Source organism: Bacillus sp. FSL W8-0645 (genome assembly GCF_038007905.1).
Classification (GTDB): domain Bacteria; phylum Bacillota; class Bacilli; order Bacillales; family Bacillaceae; genus Bacillus; species Bacillus pumilus.
In genome coordinates, this window is the sequence record NZ_JBBOYC010000001.1 from 1,891,056 (window position 1) to 1,904,103 (window position 13,048).

At 44.9% G+C, this 13,048-nt stretch carries 11 protein-coding genes; 1 reads left to right on the forward strand and 10 read right to left on the reverse strand.

The genetic code is table 11. From position 1 onward, the window contains the following. Window positions 1–46: 46 nt before the first annotated feature. The 10 genes from NST39_RS09500 to NST39_RS09545 all read right to left on the reverse strand — a co-directional run bounded on the left by NST39_RS09500 (window position 47) and on the right by NST39_RS09545 (window position 12,161). Window positions 47–1,984: an AMP-binding protein gene (locus tag NST39_RS09500; RefSeq protein WP_341028090.1), complete on the reverse strand. Its 1,938-nt coding sequence runs from the start codon at window positions 1,982–1,984 to the stop codon at window positions 47–49. Between the two features lie 13 nt (window positions 1,985–1,997). After that, window positions 1,998–3,521, reverse strand: coding sequence for an acyl-CoA carboxylase subunit beta (locus tag NST39_RS09505; protein WP_080773012.1), 1,524 nt, complete (start codon window positions 3,519–3,521; stop codon window positions 1,998–2,000). Between the two features lie 18 nt (window positions 3,522–3,539). Further along, a complete protein-coding gene (locus tag NST39_RS09510) occupies window positions 3,540–4,322 on the reverse strand; it encodes an enoyl-CoA hydratase (protein WP_111913530.1) in 783 nt (260 codons plus the stop codon). A gap of 14 nt (window positions 4,323–4,336) precedes the next feature. Further along, on the reverse strand, window positions 4,337–5,245 hold the full coding sequence (locus NST39_RS09515) for a hydroxymethylglutaryl-CoA lyase (protein WP_341028094.1): 909 nt from the start codon (window positions 5,243–5,245) through the stop codon (window positions 4,337–4,339). A gap of 11 nt (window positions 5,246–5,256) precedes the next feature. Continuing rightward, entirely contained in the window at window positions 5,257–5,472 is a 216-nt protein-coding gene (locus NST39_RS09520) for an acetyl-CoA carboxylase biotin carboxyl carrier protein subunit (RefSeq protein WP_034322699.1), read from the reverse strand. After that, entirely contained in the window at window positions 5,469–6,818 is a 1,350-nt protein-coding gene (locus NST39_RS09525; protein ID WP_278179411.1) for an acetyl-CoA carboxylase biotin carboxylase subunit, read from the reverse strand. The genes NST39_RS09520 and NST39_RS09525 overlap by 4 nt, the downstream gene beginning before the upstream one ends. Window positions 6,819–6,826: 8 nt before the next feature. Beyond that, window positions 6,827–8,464: an AMP-binding protein gene (locus NST39_RS09530; RefSeq protein ID WP_283923756.1), complete on the reverse strand. Its 1,638-nt coding sequence runs from the start codon at window positions 8,462–8,464 to the stop codon at window positions 6,827–6,829. A gap of 42 nt (window positions 8,465–8,506) precedes the next feature. Further along, a complete protein-coding gene (locus NST39_RS09535) occupies window positions 8,507–9,649 on the reverse strand; it encodes an acyl-CoA dehydrogenase family protein (RefSeq protein ID WP_111913522.1) in 1,143 nt (380 codons plus the stop codon). 142 nt (window positions 9,650–9,791) lie between these two features. Beyond that, the gene (locus NST39_RS09540; protein ID WP_341028101.1) at window positions 9,792–11,330 is read right to left on the reverse strand and encodes a glycoside hydrolase family 10 protein; all 1,539 of its coding nucleotides are present in this window, start codon (window positions 11,328–11,330) and stop codon (window positions 9,792–9,794) included. A 24-nt stretch (window positions 11,331–11,354) separates the two neighbouring features. Next, complete coding sequence (locus NST39_RS09545) at window positions 11,355–12,161, reverse strand: tyrosine-protein phosphatase (protein ID WP_341028103.1); 807 nt, start codon at window positions 12,159–12,161, stop codon at window positions 11,355–11,357. Between the two features lie 121 nt (window positions 12,162–12,282). On the opposite strand from NST39_RS09545, the gene NST39_RS09550 reads away from it, so the two are divergent. Continuing rightward, window positions 12,283–13,044, forward strand: a complete 762-nt coding sequence (locus tag NST39_RS09550) for a DeoR/GlpR family DNA-binding transcription regulator (RefSeq protein WP_106065398.1) — start codon at window positions 12,283–12,285, stop codon at window positions 13,042–13,044. Window positions 13,045–13,048: the final 4 nt, after the last annotated feature.

Here is a 13,048-nt window from a genome sequence, read left to right on the forward strand (position 1 = left end):
GAAAGAGTACCGGCACGCAGACCTGAACACCGATATAAGGGCTTGTTTACATGCTGTTCTGTTTCCGTTTCAAGTACTCGCAAATGCTTTTGTACACATGAGGATTGTCTAAAGAAGAAAGATCTGGTGAAGGCTGCTGTTCATAAGCTCCTTTTAATAAACGCCGGACGATTTTTCCGTTTCTTGTTTTCGGTAAAGCTGAAATAAGATGAATTTCCTTTGGCGTGAGCGCTTTTCCTGCATGTGAACCAACATGTGATTTGAGCTCTTGAATCAGTTTTGTTTCGTCACAAGACTGTGAGCTGGTCACGATGAAGCATACAAGTGCCTCCCCCTTCACCTCATCCTTTACCCCAATCACTGCTGCCTCGTGTACAGCTGGGTGTCCGACAAGAATGGATTCAATTTCTGCTGGACCGACTCGTTTTCCTGCTGTATTAATGACATCATCTGATCTGCCAGTGATATGAAACGTGCCATCCTCTGATTGCACCACCCAATCCCCATGTGTCCATACCCCATCAAATCGTTTGAAATACGTGTCTTCATAACGCTTAGGATCTTTCCAAAACCCACATGTCATGCCAACCCATGGCTTTTTCACAACGAGCTCTCCTACTTCATTTATGACGCTCTGACCTGCTTCATTATATACATCAGCTGCCATTCCTAAAATCGCCGCATTAAAAAGGACTGGCTTAATTGGGCGAAGCAGCGTACTTCCTACAATTCCGCCAGAGACTTCTGTTCCTCCTGAATAGTTTAGGATCGGAATGTGCTTTTGACCGATTTTGTCAAAAAGCCATTGCCATGGTGCTTCATTCCACGGCTCACCTGTAGAAATGATGGCTTTGACATGCGGCAACTTTATACCTGCAAGATTTTGCTGCATCGCAGATCGAACAAACGTAGGAGAAAGCCCAAAGTGGGTGACCTTTTGCTCGTGAATGAATGACCAGAGGTGCTGTTCATCTGGATAATCGGGTGCGCCGTCATATAAAACAAGCGCAGCTCCATTGATCAAGCCCCCAAAGACGAGAAATGGCCCCATCATCCAGCCCATGTCTGTGAGCCAAAACAAGCGGTCTCCTTTTGCAACGTCCATACAAAGACCGGCATCAAAAGCGGCTTTTACAGGGAATCCTGCGTGTGTATGGACTGCTCCTTTTGGCGTACCAGTCGTTCCAGAAGTGTATAAGATCATGAGAGGCTCTTCATTTGAGAGATAGGTCGTTTCACTTATCGGCTCTTCTTTTAACAAATCATTTAGCCTGATATCTCCTTCATATTCAGTATGAGAGGAGGTGTGTACAATGACGGTTTTGACGGTCGTGGTTTTGCCTATGGCTTCTGCTGCACATTCCCGCATATTGATCTTCTTCCCGCGGCGCGTCATGCCAGAGCCTGTGACGACAATGGCTGCACCTGACGCACGAATACGTACGGCAAGAGGCTCGCTTCCATACCCGGAGAAGACGGGGCTAAAGATAACGCCAATTTTCGCAAAGGCTAGCATGACAGCGACCGTTTCAGGAAGCATCGGCATATAAATGACTGCCACATCTCCTTTTTGAAGCCCATTCTTCAAAAAGCCAGCAGCGAGGCGATTCACCTTTTCCTGTAGATCGAGATACGTCCATCTCCTCTCTTCTCCCGTCTCGTTTTTCCAAATCACGGCTGGCTGATGCTGCGCTTCTGCGTTCTCTGCCCATTTGTCCACGGCCGTTTCGGTTATGTTGAGTTGACCGCCTTTATACCAGTTCGGCCACATGAATGAATCTTGACCTAATGCGGCTTCGTACGGCATTTTCCACTTGATACCGACCGCCTTTTCGGCTTCTCTCCAAAACCAATCGGTACGCTCGATACTAGCTTTGTAGAATGCATCATAAGTAGAAAAACCAAGTGAGTTCATCCATTTGTAAAGACGTGTCTGTTTGATCATTTGCTCTTCCGGTATCCATGCTGGTTTCAGGTTCATCATGAGGGTGCCCCCTTTAGACCGGATAAACCGGATGTTTTCGTCTTGTAAATGTCATCTCTTTTGAGGAATAGGCTTGGAAGCGATGACAAAGCTCATCTCTCAAGTGGTCGAACGGGATGACGCCGTCGACAATCATTTCAGAAGCAAGCTCATATATATTCATATCTTCTTGATATTCCTTGCGTTTCTCATGGATAAATGCAGCTCTCTCTTCAACAGGCAATTCAGTAATCTTATTTGCATAGACAGCATTTACAGCCGCTTCTGGCCCCATGACAGCAATTTGTGCCGATGGAAGAGCGAGACAGCAGTCTGGTTCAAACGCTGGTCCTGCCATTGCATATAAACCTGCACCGTATGCTTTACGCACAATGACTGATATTTTCGGAACGGTTGCCTCTGACATAGCGGAGATCATTTTCGCCCCGTGTCTGATAATACCAGCTTGTTCCACTTTTGTTCCGATCATAAATCCCGGTATATCCGCAAGGAAAAGGAGCGGGATATGAAAGGCGTCACATAGCTGAATAAACTTAGCGGCTTTATCAGCTGAGTCATGGAACAGCACCCCGCCTTTTACCCTCGGCTGGTTAGCAATAAGACCGACAGGCTGCCCGTTCATTCGGCCAAAGCCTGTGATGAGCTCTGCGGCAAACAGTTTTTTGATTTCAAAAAATGATCCTTCATCAATGAGTAAATCAATGAGCTGATACATATCAAAAGGGGTATTTTGCCCTTTAGGAATAAGGCCTTGGATGGTCATCTCAGATGCTTTAGGTGCTTTTGCGGCTGCCGGTTTTGGTTTCTCTGTATAGTTGGCAGGCATGTAGGTTAAATAGTCGCGAGCGATTTGAATCGCTTCTTCCTCGGTTTTTGCTAAAATATCACCACATCCTGATATGCTGCAGTGCATGTTTGCTCCGCCCATTTCTTCAAGTGTTACTTTTTCTCCAATCACCATTTCGGCCATTCTCGGAGAGCCTAAATACATCGAGGCATTCCCTTCAACCATCACAACGATGTCACAAAAAGCAGGAATGTAAGCACCTCCTGCCGCAGAAGGACCAAATAGTAAACAAACTTGCGGGATACGTCCAGACAGCTTCACCTGGTTATAAAAAATACGTCCCGCTCCCCTTCTGCCTGGAAACATTGCTATTTGATCGGTGATTCTTGCACCCGCAGAGTCGACTAAATACAGCATCGGGCAGTTGAGCTTTTCCGCTGTTTCTTGGATTCTAATGATTTTTTCTACCGTTTTGACGCCCCATGATCCAGCTTTGACAGTAGAATCATTTGCCATAACGCATACGGTTTGCCCATTCATCCGCCCTGTCCCTGTGACAACACCATCTGCTGGTAAATGCTCATCTTTACACTCGGCAAACATCGCATCCTCAATGAACGAATCCTGATCTAATAGCAACTGGAGCCGGTCACGGACGAACAATTTTCCTTTTTCTTTGTTTTTTTGATGGTATCGTTCCGCTCCTCCTTTGACAATCCGCTGTTTTTTCACTTCGTATTCTTCAATCATGCCCATTCCCCTTTCTTGCTAGTTGCCTCTGTATTGAGGCGTTCGTTTTTCTTGGAAAGCTTGAAGGCCCTCCATTCGATCTTCTGTATCAATGAGCCGTACATAGGCTTCGTATTCCTTCATCAAACCTGTACGCAGATCGTGATCAAGACTCATTTGAATCGCTCGTTTCGCTTCTTTTAAAGCAATTGGGCCGTTTTTGGCGATTTGTTTTGCGAGAGAAATGGCGTCATTCATAAGGGAATCTGCTAAAGAGAGGTGCTCAATTAGTCCAATTTGAATGGCTTCTTCAGCTTGTAATGAAGCACCTGTGAAAATCAGTTCTTTTGCTTTACCGAGTCCGACGACACGCGGAAGCCGCTGCGTCCCTCCTGCCCCTGGTATGATAGCTAGTCCTGTTTCTGGCAGACCGAGTCTTGCTCCGGCTCGTGCGATGCGAATATCACAAGCTAGCGCGAGCTCAAGTCCACCGCCAAGTGCGTGTCCATTCATGACGGCAATAACAGGTACAGGAAGGGATTCAATTTCTGTAAAGGTTTGCTGAATTGACAGAACTGCCGCTTTTGCTTCTTCTTCTGTCATCAATCGTCGCTCTTTTAAATCAGCACCTGCGCAAAAAACGTTAGAACCAGCTCCTGTCATGAGCAGGCAGCGGATGCTTTCATCATGTTTGATTTCTTGAATGAGTTGATTGATCTCCTCAAGCATCGCAGCAGATAGGGAATTTGCTTGTTCTGGTCTGTTTAAGGTCATGATCCCAATCTGTTCATCTTGTATCGTAAAATTGACCAATGATGTCATGTCACATTCATCCTTTATGAAGTAGTATGAGAGTGAAAAGCACGTAAACAATGACTAGGCAGGGTTCGATTTACTTTTGTTTCGATCCATTCTGCCGCTTTTATCAATGATGGAAAATCGATATTGGTTTCGATTCCTAGTTTTTGAAGCATATGCACGACATCTTCTGTCGCGACATTTCCGCTAGAGCCAGGCGCATATGGACAGCCGCCTAGCCCGCCACTAGAGGCGTCAAATGTGGTGATTCCCGCTTTTAATGCCGTATAAATATTGGCAAGACCCATCCCTTTCGTATCATGAAAATGAAGAGCGATTTTATCAGCAGGAAAACGTTCAAGTAAAATGTCTAAGCGCCTTTCTACTTGAAGCGGATGGGCTTCTCCAATGGTGTCGCCAAGTGATATTTCATCAATGCCATAAGAGAGCAGTATATCCGTTAACCGCAATACTTGATCCATTGGCACTTGATGTTCATAAGGGCAGCCAAACACGGTGGAAATATATGCGCGTGTGTGTTTTCCGGCTGCTTTTAAATCAGCTGTCATTTGTTTGATGACAGGAAGTGTTTCGTGGATGGATTGATTCATATTCTTTTTGTTATGCGTTTCACTCGAAGAGATAAACATAGCGCCTGTGTCAAGATTTGCTTCAAAAAAGTGAGCTAAGCCTTTTTCGTTAGGAATGAGTGCTGCATAGGTGATGTCGCCTTTTTTGTGTAAGGATTGGGCTAATTCTTTGGCGTCTTTTAAGGCTGGGACCCATTTAGGATGAACAAATGAGGTCACTTCAATATAAGGGAGCTGGGCTGCTGTGAGCAGTTCAATCCATCTTTGCTTCTCACTTGTGTCCAGCCAAGTGGATTCATTTTGCAATCCGTCCCGCGGGCCGACCTCCCTAATAAGTACACGTTTTGGTAATGCCATCTCGCTCCCTCCTATTCTGTCAGCTCTAGAAGAACCTCCCCTTCATCGACAAATTCTCCCTCTGCTTTATACACTTTGCTGATGACACCTGCCTCTTCTGCCACTATTGGAATCTCCATTTTCATTGATTCCAAGATAGCGACCTCCTGCCCTTTTTGCACTTCATCGCCTTGTTTCACAAGAAGCTTCCATAAGTTTCCCGCCATTTGTATCGTGACCGTTTTCATGAACGGTTCCCCTCCCTTTTTTTCATGAGAAAATCGGTTGTGATGCTGCCACGTAAGAAAGCAGATGATCCAGCCATTTCCCTCAAAAGTGGTAAGTTGGTTTTGACCCCTTCTATTTCATATGCTTGTAACGCAGCGTTTAATTGTTCTATTGCAAGTTTTCGTGTATCACCGTAAACGACCATCTTCGCAATCATTGGATCGTAATATGGGGTAATGACGCTCCCGTTTGTCACACTTGATTCATGGCGTATATAGGGAGCTTCTGGTATAGACAGCCGAGTGATTGTTCCTGGTGACGGATAAAAGGTGACGGGATCCTCCGCATAGATTCTGACCTCGATGGCATGCCCGATTTGATGAATGTCCTCCTGATTGAAGGAAAGCGGCTCTGATGCAGCGATTTTCAGTTGCTCCTCGACAAGATCAATACCTGTAATTTCTTCTGTGACAGGGTGCTCTACTTGTAATCTCGTGTTCATCTCTAGAAAGTAAAATTGTTGATTTTGATCGACTAAACATTCAATTGTCCCTGCATTTTCATAGCCGATGGCTTTGGCTGCTTTCACCGCCACCCGTCCCATCTCTTGTCTTACGGATTCATCGAGACAGGCAGCTGGTGCTTCTTCGATGATTTTCTGGTGTCTTCTCTGGAGTGAACAGTCGCGCTCAAATAAGTGAACCCCGTGGCCGAATGAATCAAAAAGGACTTGAATTTCAATGTGCCGCGCGTCTTCAATGACCTTTTCCATATAAAGCGTCCCGTCGTTAAAAAAACTTTGCGCTCTTTTTTGATTTCCCTCGAAAGCTTTACGCAGCTCCTCATCATTTCGGACAAGCTGCATGCCGATACCTCCGCCTCCGCTGGATGCCTTGAGCATGATCGGATAACCGAGTGACTGCGCTTTACTGACTCCTTCTTCTGCGTCATGGAGAGGTGCTGAAACGCCAGGTACAATGGGGATTCCCGTATGATCCATCGTTTTTCTCGCTTCAATTTTATTCCCCATGCGCTGAATGACCTGTGCAGATGGACCAATAAAAGCGATTCCTTCGCTGCGGCACCGTTCAGCAAAGGCGGCATTTTCTGATAAAAGGCCATACCCAGGGTGGATGGCGTCTGTATTTGTCTGCTTGGCTACCTCAATGATCACTTCCATGTTTAAATAGCTTTCAGATACTTTTGCACCTCCAATCAGATAGGCGCTGTCTGCTTCTTGCACATGAAGCGCATGCTGATCTGCCTCTGAATAAACAGCCACGGTGTTGATCCCGAGCCTTTTACAAGTCCGAATAATTCGACGAGCAATTTCGCCTCGATTGGCAATCAATACTTTTTTGAACATCGCTGCCCTCACTCCTTTATTAGATCAAGCGCCTGTTTTTTCAGACGAAATTTTTGAATCTTCCCTGAGGCGGTCATCGGATACTCGTCTGTGATGAAAAAATATTTCGGAATTTTGTAGCGTGCCATTTGTGACTGACAGTAGCTGGTTAATGTCTCAATCGTCACCGCGCAACCTTGTTTGAGCCGAATGAATGCGGCGGCTTCTTCTCCGTAAGTCTCGTCAGGAAGACCGACGACCTGTGCATCAAGAATGGCTGGATGCGTGTAAAGAACGTCTTCAATCTCTTTTGGATAAACATTTTCTCCGCCTCTAATGATCATATCTTTCAGCCGTCCTGTGATTTTCACATAGCCATCCTCATCCATCTCCGCTAAATCTCCTGTATGAAGCCACCCGTCCTCATCAATGACTTCATTTGTGGCTTCTTCATTTTTATAGTAGCCTTTCATCACGTGATAGCCTCTCGTGCACAGCTCGCCTTGTTCTCCTCTTGGTACTTCATATGGGGTACCTGGGGCGGTGATTTTCACTTCGATGTGAGGAAGCGCCCGGCCGACTGTTTGAACCCGCCTTTCAAATGAATCATCCGTTCTCGTTTGGGTAATGACAGGTGAGCTTTCAGTCTGGCCGTAGGCAATCGTGAGCTCCTTCAGACCCATTTGTTCAATGACGGCTTTCATCACATGGGATGGGCAGAGAGATCCTGCCATAATGCCGGTGCGTAATGTAGACAGATTGTACTTGTGGAAATTCGGATGATCAAGCTCTGCAATGAACATTGTCGGGACGCCGTGAAGAACCGTGCACTTCTCTTTTTCCACTGTTTGAAGGACTCGCTCTGGGTGGAAAGATTCAATTGGAATGATCGTGCCACCTTTTGCGAGACAAGCAAGTACGCCAAGAACAGACCCAAAGCAATGAAAAAACGGCACGGGGATACACATGCGGTCTTCACGGGTGAGCTTCATGCAATCTGCGATTTGACTGGCATTGCAGACGATGTTTGTATGGCTGAGCATGACGCCTTTTGGGTAGCCGGTAGTCCCTGACGTATATTGCATATTAATGACGTCATCAGGCGTCAGCTCCTCCATTCGTTTCTGCCATTCATCATCCTCCGTTCTTTTGGCAGCAGCTTGAATACTGTCCCAGCTGCGCATGCCCTTTGGCGTGCGCTCGCCAATATAGACGACACTTTTTAAATATGGAAATGCTGTTGAAGTGATTTCGCCCTGATGAGCTGTTTGAAGCTCTGGGATGAGGTCTTCAAGCATCCTGACATATGATGTCTCTTTAAACCCATCAACGATAAACAGCATGCTGCTATCAGAGTGCTTTAGTAAGTAAGCGAGTTCTTGTGATTGAAAGTTCGTATTCACGGTGACAAGAACGGCTCCAATGGAGGCGCAGGCGAATTGCAGCATGAGCCATTCAGGTACATTGGGTGCCATGATGGCGATATGATCTCCTTTTTGAACGCCTAATGCCATAAGACCTTTTCCTGTTTCTTTGACCTCGCTAAAAAACGCTTCGTATGAATAACGTAATGAACGTTCTGGATACACAATGGCTTCATGTGCTGGGTGCTGCTCCTTTTTCTCTTTTAATAGGGAGCCAATCGTTTGCGGATGAATCGACATCATGATTTTCCTCCTCCATCATTAGTAAGCGTTTTCATAACAGGTTTAAGCTAACAATTGTCTTGCGATGACTAAACGCTGAATTTCAGAGGTGCCTTCTCCGATTTCCATGAGCTTGGCATCTCTCACAAGCCGTTCTACCCCGCACTCTTTCATATAGCCTGTTCCTCCGTGAATTTGGACAGCATCAAGACTTGCTTTTGTCGCCATTTCTGAAGCGAAAAGTTTGGCGTAGGCAGCTTCTTTTGTAAATGGCTTGCCATGATCTTTCAGCCAGGCCGCTTTCCACACCATTTGTCTAGCGAGTTCTATTTGCATCGCCATATCTGCCAGCTTAAACTGAATGGCTTGAAAGGAAGAAAGAGTCTGCCCAAATTGCTTCCTTTCCTTAGCATAGGATAGTGAGGCATCAAGTGCAGCCTGCGCAATGCCAACTGATAAGGCAGCAATGGATATGCGTCCCCCGTCTAATGTATATAAAAATTGCTTGAAGCCTTTGGCTGGGTCTCCTAATATATGATGCGCTGGTACACGTACGTTGTCTAAAATGATTTCAGCTGTATCTGAACCGCGAACCCCCATTTTGTCGTATGGATTTGTAATGGTCAGCCCTTTTTGCCCTTTTTCTACAATGAAGGCGGAGATGATCGGCTGGCCGTGCTCATCATGATCCGTGACCGCTGTGACGATAATGGTTCTGGCAAAATTGGCATTTGTGATCCAGCATTTCTCCCCGCTAATCACATATTCTTGTCCGTCTTTGACCGCTTTTGTTTTCGTCCCTTTTGCATCTGATCCTGCATTTGGCTCCGTTAATCCAAAAGAACCGAGTGCTGTTCCAGATGCCAGCGGGACGAGGTGATCCATTTTTTGTTCCTCTGTACCGAAGTAATAAAGCGGGCTTGCGCCTAAGGAAACGGCCGCGGCATAGCTAAGACCTGTACTGGCACACTGTTTTCCGATTTCTTCTACAGCGAGCGCATATGAGATTGTATCTCCTCCTGAGCCTCCGTATTTCTCTGGAAAAGGAATGCCCATCAAGCCGAGCTCCCCCATTTTTTGAAAAGTTTGGGCTGGGAATACAGCTTGTTCATCAATGGTTTGAGCGAGTGGTGCAATTTCCCCCTTGGCGAATTCTTTGACCATTTGCCGGATCATTTGCTGTTCTTTCGTTAATTCAAAATCCATCATATTTCCCCCTTTGGCTATTTTCTATCATATTTATTAATCAAGTGGCTGCTTCATGCCAAGCTTGGCTGAATTCAGAAAATTAAAACAAAAATAATAGAAAAAAGCATGAACGAAGAAAATCCTCATTCATGCTTTTTCGTTATCTCACTCTTTTTGTAGAAGGCTTGCTTTCGTGATGTAGTCGATTGAGAGCCGTTACTTTGTAAATATCACTCTTATTCTGATGAACTGAAAGATCTTTGACAGATGTCAGCGTGCCGGTTTCTTTTCTAACAGTTTGAAGCAATTCATATGTTCCTTTCGTCGTCAATCGATAGACGGCATAATAGGATGCGGTAGAGTGCGGATCATTTTTGATCTGTAAAGCCGCACCATCTGCTGTTTTTTTAATAGATTGAATGATTGGTTTTTTTGGCGCTTTTTGATGAAGCCAAGGCATTTCTGGAATGAGAGCCGGTTTACGGTAGGCGTCTTCTATCAATCGATTTTTGACATTCAAAGGGTTACGGTTGATATCTTTTAGGCTAAAGTGCATGCTTCCCTGCACGAGAGGCGACTGCCTGTTCAGCTGGATCTGCCGAAAGTATTCTTCAGGATCAGACCAAGCAGGATCACTGTTTTGATTGATTTTATACGTCGCCTGACCAATGTACAGATGAACAGGCTCTCCCTTTACTTCATTTGACCACCATTTCGTGAGCACGTCATAGGCGGCCGCCTGAAAACCGATGCTCCAGTAAATTTGCGGGGTGACATAATCGATATCGTGCTGCTGAATCCACTCTCTTGTATCAGCATACAAATCATCGTAATTGGTCATCCCTGCTGTGGTGTTTGAACCAGTCGGATCATCCTTTATATTGCGCCAGACTCCAAATGGGCTAATACCAAATTTCACATACGGCTTTACTTTCTTCACGGTGTCGTTGATTTGCTTGACCAATTGGTTCACATTATCTCTTCGCCAATCCTCTATATGCGTAAATGCCTTTTTTCCATATGTTTCATACGTTTCTTGATCTGGGAACGGCACACCGGCTATTTTATTCGGGTAAAAATAATCATCCATATGCACTGCATCAATATCGTAGTTTTTCACGACTTCTTCTATACCGCCGACAATGAACTCCTGAGCTTTAGGAATGCCTGGATTGTAATAAAGCTGATTTCCGTATGCAATGGTCCAATCAGGATGCTTTTTTGCTGGGTGATCGGCTGATAAACGGCTGAGGTCTGTATGATTCATTGTGATACGATACGGGTTAAACCAAGCGTGAAATTCGAGGCCGCGTTTATGAGCTTCTTCGATCATGAACTCAAGCGGGTCATACCCAGGATCTTTCCCTTGCGTGCCGGTTAAATATTCGGACCACGGACCGTATGCCGAAGGATAAAAGGCATCTGCTGTCGGTTTAATTTGCATGATCACGGCATTCATATTCATCGCTTTGATCTCATCTAACAAATGAATAAACTCTTCTTTCTGTTCTTTGACAGGCAGTCCTTTCTTTGAAGGCCAATCTAAATTATAAACCGATGCGATCCATACCGCGCGCATCTCTCTTGTGCTTTCAAGCTTCCCTTTTGGCATTGGACGAGCTAGACTGCTAGAAGGAATCAATAAGAATACAAACATCAAAGTTATTGTTAGACACGTCATACTGATCTTTTTCACCATTTTTTGCATCACCTCATCATCAGTTTATTCCGCTGTTTGAGATCGAATGCCAGCAGATGGTGTCAGCAAGATGTTTTTCATTTCATTGAGCTGGGCTTCAGGTATGTCGCAAGCTTCGATTAAATACCGCTGTGCACTCCCGTATGTCTCCATCATCTCGTTTAGCACATCTTCCAGATAATCTTGCTGCACACCGAGAAGCGGCTGAATTTGCTTTTTTGACACCCGGTATAAACTCATCATCCGGACAAATCGCTGCTGCCTTCTGACAAGCATTTTCACCCCTTCGTTAGAGCGCATGTATTCACTTAAAACGGCAGATACCGGTACACCTGCTGCTAATTGAATGAGGGCAGATAAAAAGCCTGTCCGGTCCTTACCGCTTGTGCAGTGAAGCATCAGCGGGTAGTTATTTTTATCTGAAAGCAGTGTGAACAGCTGCTGAATCTCTTCTTTACGCTCTGTGAGCATGCTTTGATATAAATCTTTCATAATCGGTGTGAAAGTGAAAGATTTCCCTTCTGCTATCAGCATACGGAACATGGCCCATTTACTTGGCATCTTACTGTCAGGATGCATGGGGATATGGACGATTTTGTCATGTTCCTTGATTTTTGGCGGATGTGATTTGCGTTCTGAGGCTGTACGGAGATCACAAACGGTTTGAACGCCAAGGGTTGAAAACGTCTCGATATCTTGTTTTGTCAGGCGAGACAAATCTGCGGATCGATAAATCATCCCCTCCCTGATCATCATCTCATCTGTTGTGTGAAGTCCCCCTACTTCTCTAAAATTCGCAAGCTTTGAAAATGGGTTGTTTGATTGATTCATAGAAGTGAAAGTCCTTTCCGTTACGTTCTTTTCTCTATCATACGCTTTTATCGAGATGGGGAAAAGAAAAGCCATTTGGTATAATGGAAAAGAACATACAGTTGGATTGGAGATATGTAGCATGATCAAAACAAAACGGATTCAGCAAATCAAAGAGTATGTGTTTGACCGGGAATCTGCCTCGCTGGATGAGCTTGTGGCGCATTTTGGCGTTTCAAAAAACACGATACGCCGAGATGTACAAGCATTGGTCGAGTCCGGCGTGCTCAAAAAAGTATATGGCGGAGTGGCTGTGAATCATTCAACATTAGTAGTATATCAGGAGCGAAAGACCCGTCAGTTGAATAAAAAGCAATTGATTGGTCAAACGGCTGCTGCTTTTGTGGAGAATGGGGATATGATTTTTGTTGATTCTGGTACAACAACACTTGAGATGCTTCCCTATTTGACTGAGAAACAGGTGACTGTTGTGACCAATAATGTAGATTTTATTACACAGGCGATGCCTTATGAGAATCTCACTATCTTTTCCACCGGCGGGATGCTTGAGAGAAAAACGAATTCTTTCGTTGGCTATCAAAGTGTAGAGCGTTTGAAAGCCTACAATGTCAATAAAGCCTTTATCGCATCAACTGGTTTATCCATTGATCACGGCGTCACGAATTCGTCCCCGCTTGAAACGGATATTAAAAAGACGGTTGTTGAAAAAAGTGCCAAAACGTTTTTATTAGTGGATGATAGTAAATTTAATCATTACGCTTTGACCACGTTTTGTCATTTACAAGATCTTGATGTCGTCGTAACGAATAAACAGCCAAGTGAAGACTATCTTCAATATGGAAAAGAGCATGATGTACAGTTTGTCGCGCCTTCATCAAAATAGATGG